Origin of the sequence: Pseudomonas sp. FDAARGOS_380 (assembly GCF_002591235.1) — a bacterium.
Classification (GTDB): Bacteria; Pseudomonadota; Gammaproteobacteria; order Pseudomonadales; family Pseudomonadaceae; genus Aquipseudomonas; species Aquipseudomonas salmasensis.
On sequence record NZ_CP023969.1, the window covers coordinates 823,486 to 840,819 of the forward strand.

General features: G+C 52.1%; 12 protein-coding genes and 2 pseudogenes. 4 read left to right on the forward strand and 10 right to left on the reverse strand.

The window, feature by feature from the left end; all coding sequences use genetic code 11:
- Window positions 1-316: 316 nt before the first annotated feature.
- The 4 genes from CRN80_RS03985 to CRN80_RS04000 form a co-directional block, all read right to left on the reverse strand.
- Window positions 317-643 carry a DUF2790 domain-containing protein gene (locus tag CRN80_RS03985; RefSeq protein WP_019818112.1) on the reverse strand — a complete coding sequence of 109 codons (327 nt, stop codon included), beginning with the start codon at window positions 641-643 and terminating at the stop codon, window positions 317-319.
- 149 nt (window positions 644-792) lie between these two features.
- Window positions 793-3,945: a CusA/CzcA family heavy metal efflux RND transporter gene (locus CRN80_RS03990; protein WP_024073371.1), complete on the reverse strand. Its 3,153-nt coding sequence runs from the start codon at window positions 3,943-3,945 to the stop codon at window positions 793-795.
- A gap of 24 nt (window positions 3,946-3,969) precedes the next feature.
- Window positions 3,970-5,214, reverse strand: coding sequence for an efflux RND transporter periplasmic adaptor subunit (locus CRN80_RS03995; protein ID WP_024073370.1), 1,245 nt, complete (start codon window positions 5,212-5,214; stop codon window positions 3,970-3,972).
- Between the two features lie 67 nt (window positions 5,215-5,281).
- Window positions 5,282-6,553 (reverse strand): TolC family protein, encoded by a 1,272-nt coding sequence (locus CRN80_RS04000; protein ID WP_131672237.1) that lies wholly within the window; start codon window positions 6,551-6,553, stop codon window positions 5,282-5,284.
- A gap of 392 nt (window positions 6,554-6,945) precedes the next feature.
- On the opposite strand from CRN80_RS04000, the gene CRN80_RS04005 reads away from it, so the two are divergent.
- Window positions 6,946-8,289 carry an OprD family porin gene (locus CRN80_RS04005; RefSeq protein ID WP_098949602.1) on the forward strand — a complete coding sequence of 448 codons (1,344 nt, stop codon included), beginning with the start codon at window positions 6,946-6,948 and terminating at the stop codon, window positions 8,287-8,289.
- Window positions 8,290-8,784: 495 nt separating this feature from the next.
- Window positions 8,785-9,459: a heavy metal response regulator transcription factor gene (locus CRN80_RS04010; RefSeq protein ID WP_019818115.1), complete on the forward strand. Its 675-nt coding sequence runs from the start codon at window positions 8,785-8,787 to the stop codon at window positions 9,457-9,459.
- 761 nt (window positions 9,460-10,220) lie between these two features.
- On the opposite strand, the pseudogene CRN80_RS04015 reads toward CRN80_RS04010, so the two are convergent.
- A pseudogene (locus tag CRN80_RS04015) lies at window positions 10,221-11,065 on the reverse strand (IS66 family transposase); the annotation flags it as partial.
- 233 nt (window positions 11,066-11,298) lie between these two features.
- Between CRN80_RS04015 and CRN80_RS04020 the strand changes: the two are divergent.
- Window positions 11,299-11,580 (forward strand): DUF411 domain-containing protein, encoded by a 282-nt coding sequence (locus CRN80_RS04020; RefSeq protein WP_181125140.1) that lies wholly within the window; start codon window positions 11,299-11,301, stop codon window positions 11,578-11,580.
- A gap of 124 nt (window positions 11,581-11,704) precedes the next feature.
- Here CRN80_RS04020 and CRN80_RS04025 read toward each other — a convergent pair whose 3' ends face one another.
- The 4 genes from CRN80_RS04025 to CRN80_RS04040 form a co-directional block, all read right to left on the reverse strand.
- Complete coding sequence (locus CRN80_RS04025) at window positions 11,705-12,103, reverse strand: zf-TFIIB domain-containing protein (RefSeq protein ID WP_073844972.1); 399 nt, start codon at window positions 12,101-12,103, stop codon at window positions 11,705-11,707.
- A gap of 46 nt (window positions 12,104-12,149) precedes the next feature.
- Window positions 12,150-14,609, reverse strand: coding sequence for a heavy metal translocating P-type ATPase (locus tag CRN80_RS04030; RefSeq protein WP_024073364.1), 2,460 nt, complete (start codon window positions 14,607-14,609; stop codon window positions 12,150-12,152).
- Between the two features lie 514 nt (window positions 14,610-15,123).
- Window positions 15,124-15,255: a hypothetical protein gene (locus CRN80_RS31470; protein WP_024073362.1), complete on the reverse strand. Its 132-nt coding sequence runs from the start codon at window positions 15,253-15,255 to the stop codon at window positions 15,124-15,126.
- 265 nt (window positions 15,256-15,520) lie between these two features.
- The gene (locus CRN80_RS04040) at window positions 15,521-15,955 is read right to left on the reverse strand and encodes a helix-turn-helix domain-containing protein (RefSeq protein WP_024073361.1); all 435 of its coding nucleotides are present in this window, start codon (window positions 15,953-15,955) and stop codon (window positions 15,521-15,523) included.
- 93 nt (window positions 15,956-16,048) lie between these two features.
- On the opposite strand from CRN80_RS04040, the gene CRN80_RS04045 reads away from it, so the two are divergent.
- On the forward strand, window positions 16,049-17,011 hold the full coding sequence (locus tag CRN80_RS04045) for an arsenic resistance protein (RefSeq protein WP_098949603.1): 963 nt from the start codon (window positions 16,049-16,051) through the stop codon (window positions 17,009-17,011).
- A 38-nt stretch (window positions 17,012-17,049) separates the two neighbouring features.
- Here the strand turns inward: CRN80_RS04045 and CRN80_RS04050 are convergent.
- A pseudogene (locus CRN80_RS04050) lies at window positions 17,050-17,271 on the reverse strand (transposase domain-containing protein); the annotation flags it as partial.
- Between the last annotated feature and the right edge of the window lie 63 nt (window positions 17,272-17,334).

Here is a 17,334-nt window from a genome sequence, read left to right on the forward strand (position 1 = left end):
TTATCCGGAGTTAAGTCTTTAAGTAAGCCTAAGCCCCGAGCCAATTATAAACTTTCCAATAAACACCCTTATCAAGCCGCACTTCGACTGAGTCAGTGCTCATGCTTTGCCTGGATGTCACAGAAATCAGTTTTTTTCAAAATTCGCTGCTTCTGAGTGCAAATTCGCCGGCCTAAATTTTTTAGCTGGACTTGACTTACTTTTGGGGAGGGGGGCAAGGACTGACAATCTTTGGTTAAAACATGTCAAGGACCATAGAAAACGCCAGGCATCGCCTGGCGTTTTTCTATGGCCTCTAAAAATCCTATCGATGCATTCAATTTTTGTTGTTGACACATTGGGAAAACAAAGAATAACGAATCGTATTAAGCTCACCCCGCGAGTCTTCGTAGGTCATCAACCGTTGATACACCTCGCAAGTACGGGGATCCTGGGACTGACGCACAAATTTTGCAACATCAATCTTCATTCCATACTTGTAGTCCTGAATCTCTGGTATTGGCTTATTATTTTTCGCCGCATAGCTAGCCACGGCGTTCTGATGTTCCTGAATATATTGCAACTGCTTCTTTTCGGAAAACGTAGTAGCTTGTGAAACTATAGGCAAAACAGCTAGGGCTGCCGCAATGATAAGCTTTTTCATAAGGTCCTCTCAATATCAATCTTATTGGGAGTAACCTTATCAACTCACAGGCATCACCGGCATGACGGTAAACTTACAATTTTGAAAGGTGACAACAATATCCAGAATGAAAAGCCCACAACGTTGCTGTGGGCTTCTGTTATGGGCTATCAGCTACCCGCTTCATCACCATCATCATCTTTGCGGTGTGCCCATTGATACAGAGCAGGAAGCACCAACAGAGTAAGCACGGTAGACGAAAGAATCCCGCCAATCACCACTGTCGCCAGTGGCCGCTGAACTTCAGCACCGGTACCTGTTGCGAGAGCCATCGGGATAAATCCGAGGGATGCGACTAGGGCTGTCATCAGAACGGGCCTTAACCGTGTCAACGCGCCTTCATCTACCGCTTGCCGGAGGGTACGTCCTTCCTCCCGCAGCCCGCGGATAAAAGAAATCATAACCAGGCCGTTTAGAACTGCCACACCGGACAGCGCAATGAAGCCAACTCCCGCCGAGATAGACAGCGGGATATCCCGCAACCACAGTGCAACTACACCGCCGGTGAGTGCGAATGGAATTCCGGTGAAGACCAGCATGCCATCCTTCAAGTTGTTGAACATCAGGAACAGCAGTGTCATGACCAGAAGCAATGCGACTGGAACAACGATCTGCAGACGCTTGGCTGCTGATTGCAACTGCTCAAACTGGCCACCCCAGGTAGTCCAGTAGCCTGCTGGGATCTGCACAGTAGCCAGCGACTTAGTCGCTTCTTCAACGAACGAGCCTAGGTCACGGCCTCGAACGTTTGCACTAACTACTACCAGCCGTTTCCCATTTTCGCGGCTGATCTGGTTCGGGCCCAACTGCAAGTCAAGATTAGCGACTTGGGACAGAGGAATGAACCCTATCTGATTAGCATCCTGAGCAACATTAGCAGGCACAGGAATCAGCAAGCTGGACATACCCGCTACGTCAGTGCGCACGGTCTCAGGCAGTCGCACCACCATATCGAACCGACGATCGCCCTCATACAATGTACCTGCCTGGCGGCCACCCACAGCAATAGCAATTGAGTTTTGCACATCCGCGATGTTCAAACCGTAGCGTGCTGCTTTTTCGCGGTCGATGTTGATGGTTAACACAGGAAGGCCGGAAGTCTGCTCAACCTTGACCTCCGATGAGCCCGGTACCGCTTTAAGCGATGCCGCGATTTTGTTGGCGGTGCTGTTGAGCGCGTCCATGTCATCGCCAAAAACTTTCACCGCAACGTCACTACGCACGCCCGAAATCAGCTCGTTGAAACGCAACTGGATCGGCTGGGACAACTCATAGTTGCTTCCCGGGACACCTGCTGCGGCTTTCTGCACCTCAGCGATCAGCTCATCACGAGGCTTATTGGGATTTGGCCACTGATCCTGAGGCTTAAGCATTATGTAGGCGTCAGAGGCGTTAGGCGGCATTGGATCAGATGCGATTTCTGCAGTACCCGAGCGTGCGAACATCCGCTCTACTTCTGGGACCTGCGCTATTACCGCTTTCTCCAGGCGCTGTTGCATCTCGACGGACTGAGTAAGGCTCGTTCCGGGCACTCGCATAGCCTGCATCGCAAAGTCGCCCTCACTAAGGCTGGGAATGAACTCGCTACCCATACGACTTGCAAGTATACCGCTAAGTACGACCAGAGCTACTGCAGCCGAGAACGCAATGTTCCGGTGCCCAAGAACCCATTGCAGTATCGGCTCATAGCGCTGTCGGGCGGTGCGCATTACCACGCCCTCCTCTTCCTTGACCTTGCCAGTGATGAACATGGCGATAGCAGCAGGAACAAAGGTTACGGAAAGAATCATTGCCCCCAGCAGCGCCATTACGACAGTGAATGCCATGGGGTGGAACATTTTTCCTTCGACGCCGGTTAGGGCGAAGATCGGCAGATACACTACCATGATGATCAACTGGCCAAATATCAGTGGCCGGCGAGCTTCACCTGCAGCGGCAAAGACTTCATGGAAGCGTTCTGCTTTGGTGAGTATGCGACCATGCTTGTGTTGCGCATGAGCCAGTCGGCGGATCGCGTTTTCTACTATAACCACGGCACCATCTACAATAATGCCAAAGTCGAGTGCTCCCAAACTCATTAGGTTTGCACTAACCTTGTTGTTGAACATACCTGTGAAGGTAAATAGCATGGACAGCGGGATCACCATTGCGGTGATCAGTGCTGCGCGGATGTTGCCGAGGAACAGGAAGAGAATAGCAATTACCAGAATCGCGCCTTCCACCAAGTTCTTCTTCACCGTCGCAATGGCTTTTTCAACCAAGTTGGTACGGTCATAAACGGTCACAGCAACCACGCCCTTCGGCAGGGTGCGGTTGATGTCGGTCAATTTGGTGGCCACAGCTTGGGACACTGTACGACTATTTTCACCAATCAGCATAAATACGGTACCGAGTACTACTTCGCGACCATTCTCAGTAGCAGCCCCCGTTCGCAGTTCTTTACCGATGCTGACTTCAGCAACGTTGCTGATGCGAATCGGCGTGCCATCTACACTGGTAATTACGATGTTGGCAATATCTTCGATATTGCTTACCTGACCCGGCGCACGAATGAGCAACTGCTCACCATTACGCTCGATGTAACCGGCGCCCACGTTGGCGTTGTTGCTTTCCAATGCAACTACCAGGTCATTAAGTGTCAGCTTGTAGGTAGCCAACCGCTTCGGGTCCGGCGCAATCAGAAACTGCTTGGCGAAGCCACCGATGGTGTTGATCTCGGCAACACCAGGGACGTTGCGCAGCTGCGGCTTGATAATCCAATCCTGGATCACTCGCAGGTCGGTGGGAGTGTAAGGAGTACCATCTTCTTTGAGTGCGCCATCTTCCGCTTCAACGGTCCACAGGAAGATTTCACCAAGCCCGGTGGATACAGGCCCCATGACGGCCTCGACCCCATCTGGCAACTGTTCCTTTGCAACCTGCAAACGCTCGTTAATGAGTTGGCGGGCAAAAAAGATGTCAGTACCGTCTTTGAAGATCACGGTGACCTGTGACAAGCCGGAGCGAGATAGGGATCGGGTTTGCTGAAGGCCCGGAAGACCGGCCATGGCCGTTTCAACTGGAAACGTGATCCGCTGTTCGGTTTCCAACGGCGAGTAACCAGGGGCGCCAGTGTTAATCTGCACCTGGACGTTTGTGATATCAGGCACCGCATCAATGGGCAGTTTTTGGTAGCTGTAGATACCTATACCGGCCATGATTAGAACTGCGATCATTACTACGATGCGCTGCTCAATGGCGAATCTGATGATACGTTCAAACATAAGAAATCATCCTGTAAATTCGCATCAGTGGCCATGCTCGGCAGACGCTTTGCCAAGCTCAGACTTGAGCGTGAAGCTGCCACTGGTTGCCACTTGGGCACCCGATTGGAGGCCTTCGGTTATTTCCACATAGCCACCGGCACGGCGACCTAGAGTTACCCTGCGAGTGTCGAAGCCCTCAGTGGTCCTCACGAAAACTGCAGTTTTTTCCTCGACGGTCTGCACCGCTGACTCTGGAACAGCTACAGCAACTTGATCAGTTTGTGACGTGACTGCGATGCTCACGAACAGCCCCGGTCGCCAGGCCCCATTGGGATTGGTCAGAGTGACACGGACGGGCGCTGCACGATTCTGCTCGCCCAAAAGGCTGCCTACGTAACCCACCTTGCCCTCGACCTCAGCCTTCATGTCAGGAGAAGAAACCTTTACCGAGCGGCCAGTCACGACCTTTCCGAGATCGCCAGGAGGAACCGCGAAAGTTGCCCACACCTGATTAAGATCGGACAGGATGAAAGCATTGGTTGCCTCGCTGACCACCTCACCGACGGTCAGGTGCTTTTCCACTACAACTGCGTCGAAAGGCGCACGCAGTTCATAGCGGTTACCGCCTGCAGAATTGACCGAAGCGCCGATTGCTCCGACCTTTTGCTTAGCGTTGGCCAGTGATATTTCAGCTTCTTGCAAAGCTTGTCGCGCCTGAAGGTAATCTTGCTCGGCGGAGATTTTGTCCTGCCACAACTGCTTCTCGCGGTCAAAAGTCAAGCGTGCCAACTCAACACGTCGCTGTGCAGCTTGTTGCTCACTGCGCATATCCGAGATCTGTTGACTGGCAATCACCGCAAGGACTTGGCCCTTCTTGACCGACTCGCCCAGGTTCGCCTGAACGCTTTCAACAACTCCAGGAACGCGAGGTACCACATGTGCGGTGTGGTCCTCATCAAACCGTATTTCGCCAGGAAAAGTCACAATAGTGCTAATCTCACGGGGAGCAGCTGCTTCCAGAACGACGCCCGCAGCCTCAATCTGCTCGGCGCTAAGCGTCATCTTGCCCTCTTCCTCATTGGCATTTTCGCTGTGGCCTTCCTCACCGTGACCTTCATCCCCCCCGTCTTTAGCAGGTGCTACAGCAGTTCTCTCATGGCCATCTTCAGTGCCATGTTCGGCCTTACTGACTGGAGGCTGCTCGGAACTGGAGTTCCAGGCGAAACTGCCAAATCCGAGGACTGCCACAGCGATTACCGCGAGCGCGATCTTGCGTTTGTTATCCATTGCTACTCCTGCTGATCTTAGGTACCGGCTTATTCAAAGACGCATACAAGGAAAATGCCTGGCCTGTTCAGCGCGTATTGGCAGTCAAGCCGACGTCGCCATACACCCTTTCCACTTGAGCACGCGCATTGGTCGCAGCCGCCAAAGAGTCGAGGTACTGGCCACGAGCAACTATCAAGGTGCGCTGAGCATCCAGCACTTCGATGAAACCGAATTTGCCCATCTCAAATCCACGAGTTGCGGTATCCACGGCCTGTTGAGCTGAAGGCAGGATCGTCTTGTCATAGGACTCGACCTCCTGCATGGCGGTAGCCCACTGATTCACTGCGGTTTGAGTTTCGGAACGTAGCCTGAGCTCAACAGCGTTTCGCTGGTCTCGGGCCTGATCTGCGCGGCGAGAAGCGGAAAGAATGTTGCCCTGATTGCGATCAAACAGCGGTAAAGGCATCGACAGCCCCACGACATTGACCCTCTCGCGAATAGAGCGGTCGTATTGGCTACCAACACTCACCGTGAGATTCGGGATGCGCTGCGCCTTTTCCGCGCCTAGTGAGGCATCGCTCTTATCTATTTGAGCAAGCGCTTGACGCATATCTGCGGTTTGATCGAGCTTCGCCAGTAATTCTGTAGCTTGCGGCGGCTTGCCGGGAGATAGGTCTGGCGAGTCAAGACGATCAAATGCAGTGACCGAACTGCCTATTAACTGGGCCAATTGCTGGTAAGCCGTTGACTTCAAGGTTTCAGCGCGCCTTACCTGTAACTTGGCTTCAGCCAGTTGCACCTGAGCGCGCGTGGCTTCCACCGGCGAGGACTTACCGGCACGCACCCGTCCATCGACGATGCGCAGACCGCGTTCGGTGAGCTCCAATGATTGTTTTGCCAGATTCAAGCCGGTCTGAGCTCTCAAAGCAGCGTAGTAAGATTGAACAACATCTGCACGAAGGCTATTGACTCGACGGTCCAGCTCTAACTGCGCGACGCTTTGACCGTAGGTTGCAACCTCGACACGAGCACGTCGCTTGCCACCCAACTCTAACGGCTGACTAAGCGCGACAGTCGTCGTGCTGGTATTACGACGGGTGTCTTCTACTTGATAAGAAATTTCAGGATTGGGGATGAGTCCAGCCTGCTTGCGCACTCCTTCAGAGATTCCGATCTCTTGACGTGCTGCTGCAAGATCGGGGTTAGCGTCTATTGCCGTCGAAAGCGCTTCAGCCAGACTGAGACTCTGGGCAAATGCGGCAGGCACCCACAATCCAGACAAGACCATACAGAACACAAAGACTTTCAAAGGAAAGATGGGGGTTTTAGATAAAGCAATGTGATTATACCAGGGCACTTTGATAGTCCTCATGCACAAACTTTGATAAAGCTTGGCGAGAACGCCTAAACAGCTGCCAAGCTCCTCTGGATCAGGTGATGGCACTCTAATCAGCGATCACTATCAGAGGGGTGGCTATAAAATTACAATTTCGTTAGAAACCCTGGGGGGATAGTCGAAATAGAAAGCTTTCAGGCGAAACGCAGGGATTTAGTGAAAAAGATTCTGGAAGCCCTGCAACGGTGGAAATACCTGATAACAGAATTGTAATCACCCCGTCACCGACTCGTTATCTTTGATCTGCAAATATGACCCAGGCGCTATTCTAAGTGCTCCACCGGGCCAAAACAACAGACTATACCCGCGTAGGTAAATCATAATAAAAACTGCCGTAATCAAAGGAGCATCGCATGAGACACAAAGTAACTTTGTATTTGGCTGCGGTTTCAGCTTTTTCTGGAAGCTATGCCCTCACGGCACAAGCGGAAGGTAAACCAGAAGGTTTTATTGAAGGTAGCAGCCTTACTGTTCTAAACCGCAACTTCTATTTCAATCGTGATAATCGTGATGCATCTGCGCCGACTTTCAACAGCGGCAAAGGCAATACCAACGGTTATTCCGAAGCTTGGGCACATGCGATAATCACTAAATTCAACTCTGGTTTTACGCAGGGCACTGTGGGCTTTGGTATAGATGCGTTTGCAATGATTGGCATCAAGCTTGATACTGGTGGCGGGCGCAACGGTGGCCGTAGCAGCTTTGACGTGCTGCCTGTTAACGGTGACGGCGAAGCACGTGATGAATACACTAAGGTGGGTGGAGCAGCGAAGTTTCGGCTGTTTGATACTGTCGTAAAGGTTGGAGATGTTTTCCCCGCAACACCCGTCGTGGCATCGGGAGATTCTCGCTTACTCCCTGAAAGTTTCCGCGGCGTGACGGTCGAAAATAGTAGCATTCAAGGCCTAACCTTGCAGGGTGGTCGACTGCATGCGATGAGCCAGCCTGGTTCCAGCAACTTGAACGATAACTTTGCCACATTTTATGCCGGCCCGGTCAACTCGCCTTGGATTGGGTACGGCGGCGGTGATTACCAAGTCAACGACAACATCACGGTGAGCCTTTACGCCAGCCAATTGAAGGATGTTTGGAATCAATACTATGCCGGTAGCAGCCTCACTTACCCACTCAGCGATGATTTGACGCTTATCGGCGGATTCAACTACTACAAAGCTGTAGATGAAGGCAAGAAGCGCCTGGGCGAATTCGACAACAATATATGGAGCGCCAAGCTCGGCGTCCGGTACGGTGCGCATACTCTTGCACTGTCTCATCAGCGAAACAATGGCGATGACGACTTCGACTACCTTCGTCAATCAGACTCAATCTTCGTTGACAACTCAATACAGTACAGCGACTTCAACTCACCGAAGGAACGCTCTTGGATGCTGCGCTACGACTTGAACATGACCAGCCACGGTATTCCGGGGCTATCGTTCATGACTCGTTATGCCAGAGGTTCTGGTGCAGACTATTCGAACGCCAATCAATTCTATATGCGCACTGATGGTAACGGCGATCCGCTCACGAATCAAAAACGTTGGGAGCGTGATATTGAAGTCAAATACGTCGTACAAACAGGTGCGGCGAAAGATCTTTCCTTGCGATTACGTCAAGCAAATACTCGTGCCACTGCATTCGAATCGGACTTGGATGAAGTACGCCTGATCGTTGAATATCCACTTTCGATACTGTGAGCCCTAAACAAGATCGATTTATTCATGTGACTCGCCTAAAACAAAAATAGCGAGCTTAAAGAATTCACCTTGAGTTGCTTAAATGCTCCTTTGGTAAAAGGTGAATATTTTGCGCCCCCCTGGGGCGCTTTTTTTTACCTAAAATTCGAGTAAATCTTCGAGTACGCGCACCGCGTCCCGATGGAGTTCATGACTGCACCAGTGACCGCCTTCTTCAGCATGAGAAAAATCGCCCTCATCTGCACGGAATAAAATGGCCATAATAAAAAAAACAACCCAACATTTCATAAGGTCAATTCAGCAGTAGAGAAATAACCCGCAACTGGTTGGTCCGAGCCACGATATAATATATCGCGATGTTATCAAGTGTATTGCTCACTGATTACAAGTACGTTATTTAGCCCCCACCCAAGTGGTTTTGAATTATCATTCCTGCCAATGATGACAGCGCATTCGCGTAGTTAAAACAGCTCAGTCATATCGAGACAAAATCCAATGCGAATTCTGGTAATTGAGGACGAAGTAAAAACTGCCGAATATGTGCGCCAAGGCCTTACGGAGAGCGGTTATATCGTGGATTGCGTACATACCGGATACGACGGGCTTTTTCTGGCCAAACAACATATGTACGAGTTAATCATCCTAGATATCAACCTGCCGGAGATGGATGGGTGGCAGGTACTTGAATTGTTGCGAAGAAACAATTGTCTTTGTAGAATTATGATGCTTACTGCTCGAAGTCGCTTGGTTGATAAAATCAGAGGACTAGAGAATGGTGCAGATGATTACCTAATTAAGCCTTTTGAATTCCCGGAACTGCTTGCTCGAGTTCGCGCACTGATGCGCAGGTCTGATAATCCAGCATCTGTTGAGATCATTCGCGTAGCCGATCTGGAGCTGGATCAAAGCCGTCATAGGGCGTTTAGAGACGGTCAGCGTATCGACTTAACAACGAAGGAATTCGCACTTCTGCACTATTTAATGAGAAATACGGGAATTGTCCTGAGTCGTACACAGATCATATCTCAGGTATGGGACATGAATTTCGACTGCGATACAAATGTTGTAGAAGTTTCAATTAGAAGATTAAGAGCCAAGATGGATGATCCTTTTGAAAACAAACTGATACATACACTCAGAGGCGTAGGATATGTTCTAGAAAAACGCTAGCGTGCTGTTCTTGAAGCAATCACATACGCTCCTGTGATTTCGCCGACTCACGGGCACTTCAGGTTTCATCCAAGTTTGTCTTTCACTTGGCGCTTCTGGCCTACCGCGTCGGATATACATTTCGGCGCGCAAAAAACTTGCTAATCGAAGCTTTCAACTCGCCTACCGGTCCAAAACCGTGGTGCGAAAAAACACCATACCCCCCCGAAACAGCGCTCGATAATGCTTATCCACAAGCTGGATTTCAGTGTCCAATGTATGTGGAAGCGTTCAGACCCGCTTTCACTTTAGGTATTTGTGAGTAACGTAGTTGCCGATGATAAAGTGTAGTTCAAGGAACGTGGATTTTTATCAGTTGATACTCTCATAATCTGGTGAGACGAACTACGTGACGGTGCCACGGCGCACATATCCATGTAGTTGCGTGTGGATATGATAAATCTACCGGGGCATGAAGCCTAAGCATGCCATGGAGTGGACAATACGGTCGTGACTTAAAGGTCGCATACTCTATGATCTCTGAAGGCGAGCAAGTGAATCACTCCGGCTCTCTAGATACCTTGCAAGCTCATTGCATAACGCTTTTAAACTCTACAGTGAAAGCTACATATTGAAACGATTACGGCGTTTTGCGTTGATGGTTGACGATATTCGACACCTCCCCTTGCCGTCGGGTTAAGCCGTCACACTTGCTCAATCGTCAGAACTTTTGCATTAGCTTGAGTATCGCCATAAGCGTCCGGGCATCACGCCTTGCGTGATTAAAAAGATTGCGGCAGCAACTGATCGATTTCACTCGCCCGCTGCGTCGGCAGCCGCGTGAGAGCATCCTTCAGATATGCATACGGATCATGACCATTCAGGCGCGCAGACTGGATCAGACTCATGATCGCTGCCGCACGTTTTCCGCTGCGTAAGGCCCCTGCAAAGAGCCAGTTCTTGCGCCCAAGGCCCTATGATCGGATCTGGTTCTCTGCCCAGTTATTGTCTATGGGTACAGCCCCGTCATCGAGGTAGCGCGACAGCGCTGCCCAGCGTTCGAGACTGTAATCGAGTGCTCTGCTGATGGCTGAGACTTCAGGCACGAGGTCACGCTAGGCAATCAACCTGGCGTGCAGCATATTCATCACCCGTACAGCTTTTTCTTGCCGTATTCGGAGTCGTAAATCCGGCCCCAGATCGCGACTTCGCTTTCAATTTCGTACAACAACTGGATATAACGCAGAGCTTGCTCCGCAAGCGTGCTTTTATTCTTAGCGTGCAGCTCAAAGAAATTACGTTGCGCATGAGCCATTCACCCGATCTCGGTCACGTCTAGTTCGAAGCTGGCTTTGTAACCGACACAATCATCGCAGACCAGCTTGTCCTTCCAGTCATTCAGGAAGTTGCGAGCGTGTTCTCCGGCGCGGCTAGGGCTGAAGTCGTGAACCACCGCTGCCGCGTCCGAGAACTGGCTGGTGGCATAGGACCAAATATAAGAACTGTGGGTTTTCTTAGTTCCCGGCATGAGCATTTGCACAGGTGTCTCATCGGCTTGAATAATCTGCTGCCCGAGAACCACGTCGCGCAGCGCATCAACCAGCGGCTGGAACTGAACCCCAGTCACGGCCATCTGGCCACCGTCGGTGAGGCTATGCACGCTAACTCCTCCTCTCTTTCTCTTCGTTAAGTAGCATCAGCCATGAATTCATTCAAAAAGACCGTTCAAGTCATTGCACTCGTTGCAACGCTAAATGCAGCCTCATTGTTACAGGCAGCGTAATCAATTGCCGTCTACAAAGCCCCTAACTGTGGCTGCTGGACCAGGTGGATCGCTTATCTGAAGGAGTGGTCGACTATATGGAAAACAACATTAGCGATATGAACGAGAAGCTCGGCGTACCCGTAAATCTGGCGTCGTGCCACACGGGAGTTGTAAGTGGGAAATTCGTCGAAGGCCATGTTCCGGTCACACAAATTGCTGAACTAAGTCGACGAGCCAATCTGGACGGAATAGCTGCCTTCGGTATGCCCGTGGGATCGCTCGGAATGGAGTCAGGTGACCGACGCAGCGCCTACCCGGTAATTGGGATGAGCAAGTCAAGGGGAGAGACGGTTTTACAGGATTTTCGGGCCCGCTAGTGGCTGAGGAACCGCTCTACTAAACTGGTTGAATACCGGATACCGGGTTTCGAAAAAGCTACAGCCGGCTGATCAAATCTTCCGGCTGGAGTCTGATTAGCGGATCGCTGTATCCAAGCAAATATTAGTCGAAAATTTCCCGTAAAAACGATTTCTTATGATAAACCTGCTCTTCCTGATGCCTCGACTGATTCTGATGGCCGTTCTGATATCCGTCCCGCCAACCACCACCGTGACCAGGCTGCGGCGCGGAGTGGCCGTGCTTAGTGCCGCGTTTGTTGTCATGGTGGCCAGAAGACGGCTGGGCATACACAGGTTCAGACGGAGGTGTACCTTGCAGCGACTGAGATACGCTCTGTGGAAGAAAACGAGCTTCTTGTTCTTCCTGCTGGCTACGCTCGATGATCTTGTCGAGTTCTCCCCGGTCAAGCCAAACACCTCGACATTGCGGGCAATAGTCGATTTCAACGTTTTGACGTTCCGACATTACCAACAGTACTTCTTTGCAAACTGGGCAGTGCATGGTTCTCTCCTCCAGCGAATGAGCTATATAAAACGCAGCAGCCATTTCACCGACGCAGCAGCCGCAAGCCATTGAATACGACGAGCAAGCTCGCCCCCATGTCGGCGAAAACGGCCATCCACAATGTCGCGAAACCAGAGAGAGCCAACGCCAAGAAGACAACTTTTATGCCCAGAGCCAAAATGATGTTTTGCTTTAGAACCGAGGCGGATCGGCGACTCAGGCTGATAAAGTACGCGATTTTTCGAGGGTCGTCGTCCATGATCGCAACGTCAGCTGTTTCGAGAGCTGTCGCTGTCCCTGCGGCTCCCATTGCGAAACCTATATCGGATTGCGCTAAGGCGGGGGCGTCATTAACGCCGTCACCAACCATCCCAACGGCGCCATATCTGCGTTTGAGTTCAGCGACTGCAGTCTGCTTGTCCTCTGGCATCAGATTTCCACGGGCATCCTCGATGCCCAATTGCTCAGCGATCGACCTCGCCGTCGCAGGATTATCCCCAGTCAGCATTACTGGAACCACGTTCAAAGCCTTCAAAGCAGCCACAGCTTCAACACTCTCCGGTCGGACTGTGTCTGCGACCGCGAATATCGCGGCGGGGCCGCTATTGCCGCATAGCACGATCACCGTTTTGCCAGTTTCCTCAAGCCGTGAAAGTCTGGCCTCCAGCTCCGAAGAACACACGCCCAACTCCTCAACCAAACGATGGTTGCCTAGATGCCAAAGATGACCGTCGATCGTGCCTTTCACGCCTCGGCCATTTAGCACACTGAAGTCACTGACAGGCAGAGCCACAGCGCCAGGCTGCTGCGATTTCCACCCATTGACCAATGCTTTCGCTACTGGGTGGGTACTTTGCTCATCAAGACTCGCAGCAATCAAAGTTGCCTTCTCGATAGACAAGTCACTGAATATATCTGAGTCAGTCAGAACTGGCTTGCCCTGAGTCAACGTGCCTGTTTTATCCAGAGCAACCACCTTCAGCAGGCGCCCGCTTTCCAGGTAGGCACCACCCTTGATCAAGATTCCATGCCGTGCGGCTGCGGCAAGACCACTCACAACAGTGACAGGCGTTGAGACGACCAAGGCACAAGGACACGCGATGACCAACAACACCAGGGCCTCATACAACCATTCACCCCACGTACCACCAAGCAGCACTGGGCCTAAAACGGCAACAAGAAATGCCACCGCCACTACGGCTGGGGTGTAATACCGTGCGAACTGGTCAACGAACCTCTGCGTCGGCGCCCGCTGAGACTGCGCATCCTGAATCGCGGCAGCAATACGAGCGAGCGTACTTTCGCCAGCGACTGCCGTGACAGTCGCCTCCACGACGCCGTCTGTCACGATACTGCCAGCATATAGCGGATCCCCCTCTGCCTTATCTACTGGCAAGCTTTCACCAGTGATAGGGGCTTGGTCGAGAGCAGCACGACCAGATTCCACCCTCGCATCCAGCGGTACCCGCGACCCTGTGCGAACACGAATACGGCTGCCGAGAACGACATTCTCAACCGGGTGTTCTTTCCAGCCAGCTTCGGTCATGACTTCCGCAGTCTCAGGAGCTAATGCAGTCAGCGATTTAATCGCGTTACGCGCTCGCTCAAGTGAGAGTGCTTCGATGGCTTCGGCAATAGCGAAAAGGAAAACCACCATCGCGGCTTCCGGCCACTTGCCAATCACCATGGCACCCAAGACAGCCAAAGACATCAAGAAGTAGATGTTCAATGTGAAGTTCTTTACAGCGATCCACCCCTTCTTCAGAGTTGGTAGACCAGCAGTAAGAATGGACAGCGCAGCCAAGGACATTACAGGCAAAGAACCCTCCTGTCCGGTCGTCCAAGCGATCACTTCAGCGGCGATGGCAGCTAGACCGCTGACCGCCAGCAGCCCTTTCAAGCGCGTCGTCAGAGCAGGTGAAATGGCATTCGGGGTTGCGCCGGCCTCGATGAGATTGGGCCCCATATCCAGCGCGGTCAAAGCGATGACTATCGCCTTCGGATCATCCAAGCGATGATGCACTGTCAGCTCACGATCCAACAGATTGAAATCAAGTCGTGCGATGCCAGGCATCGGCTCTAAGCGATTACGAATTAGCCGCTCTTCGGTAGGGCAATCCATCTTATCAATGCGATACCGAACCAGGGTCGTGCCTTCTGGCTCAGCCATGGCCGAATGTGAAGTCACCGCCCCTGCGGAATCCACTTTGCTCAAACAGCAATGGTCGGCATCGGAATGGGCTTGAGCTGAAGTGCCATGATCGTGTGCGCTATGGTCTTGATTATGGTCGGTGGACTTGGCTCCACAAGGCTGAGAATCCTTCGAACCGCACGCATGCGATCCCGTTCTGCCCAAGCTCTCGGCGTGATCAGGCCCATGCTCAACATGATGTGCACGAGAATGAACCTGTTTGGCGAAGGTCTCGCGGGGGTCAGCAGAACAGCAATCGTCCGACTTCGGCACGAGGTGCAATTTGGCTTTCGACGGGTTTTCCTGGCTCATGACGCATCTACCAATAAGGATATGGCGTCATTGAACAGCCTGTAGTAGCTACAGTGTCAAGCAATGAGTTTGAAATTTCGACTGGGCCGAGGGCGCCGCTCGAGTCTACGTCCCTCAGTGCGAGCGCCTGATAGCTGCATGCTGCGATGCATCAGCCAGGTTGGTCAGCACCTCAAATGCCCACTCAGCTTTCACCCTGGGAGTCATGCATATCGAGCAAGTCGTCAATCGCGTTGTGAAGCCTACGAGTAAACGTTTGGAGAAATCCGCCATGATGGTTTTCGACGCCATTGGCATGTGTCGGCTGTAGACCTCTCTAAGCGCTCATTACCATCGGTAGCCGACAGGGTTAAGGGTAGAAATATCCAGAAAGCTCCTCGACACAGTCGCACCAGCATGTCCTCCTCAACAACCCTACTACAAGCTTTTCGGCATTAATTAGGAGATGCCCACTGGAAATCCGGTGACACCTGCTAACCGAGAATAAAACCCCGCCATGTCTGGCGGGGTCTCATCAATCACCCTTCTTGTGCTTATGCACGTCCAGGTCGGGATGCTTAGGCTTGTTCTCGGGGGTTACACGGCGACGCTGGTCTGTCTTGCCGGTTGATTCGGCAATTGGCTTGGGCCCAGGTTTGATGGCCATAGAACTTGCTCCTTCAGTTGATAGGTATATGCCCTGGCAAACGTCTGCCGTGTAAGCGTTCGCTCAGTACGGTCACGAGATTGAGGGCCCCAAACACTATAGCTTGATATTTTTATGCCAGCAGTGGCGCACCACTTTAGTAAGCGTCTGCCGAACACATCTTGCACCAGCCCGTTTGGTGTAGACGGACGCTCGAAAGACCCTGTCGAGACTATCGCGCTATTCGGTTTCAATGGCAGCTTGCTCCCCTATGCTCTTGACTCGTCTAGGAGCAGCAACCAGAGCGAGCCCCAGCAGCGGGTTCGAACAGTGACTCAATAATCGTACAGTCTGGAGTGTTCGAGCCTAGGCATCTTGACTCACACGTGCCTGCCATTGAGAGCAGCTCTATCCGGATCTGCAGGAGCTTAGCTACCTTAGATTCCACTTCTGCCAAGTGCTTCTTGACCACCGACAACGCATCAGCACACGGACGATCAGCATCTGCCGCGAGCGCAATGAGTTCGCGGATATCGTCGAGTGGAAAGCCCAGTTCACGATTCTGCCTGATGAAGATGAGTCGTGACCGATGCTTTTCGGTATAGATTCGATGCCGCCCTGTCGACCGTAGGGCCGGAGGGAGAAGGCCTATTTTCTCGTAGTAGCGAATCGTTTCAATGTGGCAACCCGTTGATTTCGACAGCGCTCCGATTCCTGACATCCAAACTCCCCAAGCATTTTCTTGAACCTGTAGTAGCTACAGATATTAACCTGCTCAATCGAAAAATGATTTCACGCGTTTTAAGGGCATTCCGTGGACAGAGAACAGCTAGAGAAGAACCAGATTCCCGTTTACTTCGTCGCGGTCATTGTCGCGGCTATCGGGGGCCTGCTCGCACCTGATGCCTCTCAAGCGTTAGGTGCGTTGGTGACACCAGCCATCGCTGTGCTGATGTACGCCATGTTTCTGCAGATCCCATTCTTGGATCTTCGCAAAGGGCTTGCAAACAAGCGTTTCATGACCGCGCTGCTGACCGCCAATTTCGTCGCCATCCCCCTGTTGGTTTGGGCGTTGACGATGGGCCTAGCCGACCACCCGGCGATTTTGGTGGGCGCACTATTGGTCTTGCTGACGCCTTGTATCGATTATGTTGTTGTGTTTACCCATATCGGTAAGGGCGACTCCAAACTGACTCTGGCGGCAACACCATTACTACTCGTGCTTCAGCTTGTGCTACTACCCCTCTATCTAGCCTTCATGGTGAGTGATGACTCGGCGGTGGTTATATCGGTCGGCCCATTTGTTGAGGCCTTCGTAGTGCTGATCGCTTTACCCTTGGTCTTGGCAGTAGCAACAGCTGCCGGGGCAAAGGGGTCACGCATCGTTGAGGGCTGGAACAATGTATGGGCTTGGATGCCTGTGCCAGCTATGGCGGCTGTATTGGTCGTAGTGATCGGCTCTCAGATTTCAACGGTGGTCAGAGACATGGACAAGCTGCTGCCTGTTATTCCCGTCTACATTGGTTTCATGCTCTTGGCACCCGTGGTGGGTGCGCTGGTGTCTCGGGCGTTTAAGTTACCGGCTAGCACGGCAAGATCTGTCGCTTTCAGCAGTTCGACACGAAACTCATTGGTAGTTCTACCATTGGCATTGGCCTTGCCCGAGGAAATCAGAGGGCTCGCTGCGGCAGCAGTGATTACTCAAACGCTGATTGAGTTGGTCAGCGAACTAATTTACATCCGAGCAATTCCTGCTTTGGTGTGGCGCAAAATGTAGATGCCAGGGAAGACATAAGCACAAAACACCCTGCGCGATTAAACAGGTGCCCACCTGTGCGGCAGCAGCTTGTTAATCTCACTCGCGCGCCGCGTCGGCAGGCGCGTGAGAACATCCTTTAGATAGGCGTACGGATCATGGCCATTCAGCCGCGCTGACTGGATCAAGCTCATGATCGCCGCAGCCCGTTTTCCGCTGCGTAGCGACCCGGCGAAGAGCCAGTTCTTGCGCCCAAGAGCCCATGGCCGGATCTGGTTGTCGGGTAGTCAGACGCGGTTGCCCGCGTCCAACCCCCTAAGAACCGTGCATGCGAGTTTCCCAGC

Excerpts from the sequence above, each read along its gene's own strand:
- CRN80_RS03985 (WP_019818112.1), bottom strand. The coding sequence starts at position 643 with ATGAAAAAGCTTATCATTGCGGCAGCCCTAGCTGTTTTGCCTATAGTT.
- CRN80_RS03990 (WP_024073371.1), bottom strand. The coding sequence starts at position 3,945 with ATGTTTGAACGTATCATCAGATTCGCCATTGAGCAGCGCATCGTAGTA.
- CRN80_RS03995 (WP_024073370.1), bottom strand. The coding sequence starts at position 5,214 with ATGGATAACAAACGCAAGATCGCGCTCGCGGTAATCGCTGTGGCAGTC.
- CRN80_RS04005 (WP_098949602.1), top strand. The coding sequence starts at position 6,946 with ATGAGACACAAAGTAACTTTGTATTTGGCTGCGGTTTCAGCTTTTTCT.
- CRN80_RS04010 (WP_019818115.1), top strand. The coding sequence starts at position 8,785 with ATGCGAATTCTGGTAATTGAGGACGAAGTAAAAACTGCCGAATATGTG.
- CRN80_RS04020 (WP_181125140.1), top strand. The coding sequence starts at position 11,299 with ATGGAAAACAACATTAGCGATATGAACGAGAAGCTCGGCGTACCCGTA.
- CRN80_RS04025 (WP_073844972.1), bottom strand. The coding sequence starts at position 12,103 with ATGCACTGCCCAGTTTGCAAAGAAGTACTGTTGGTAATGTCGGAACGT.
- CRN80_RS04030 (WP_024073364.1), bottom strand. The coding sequence starts at position 14,609 with ATGAGCCAGGAAAACCCGTCGAAAGCCAAATTGCACCTCGTGCCGAAG.
- CRN80_RS31470 (WP_024073362.1), bottom strand. The coding sequence starts at position 15,255 with ATGGCCATCAAACCTGGGCCCAAGCCAATTGCCGAATCAACCGGCAAG.
- CRN80_RS04040 (WP_024073361.1), bottom strand. The coding sequence starts at position 15,955 with ATGTCAGGAATCGGAGCGCTGTCGAAATCAACGGGTTGCCACATTGAA.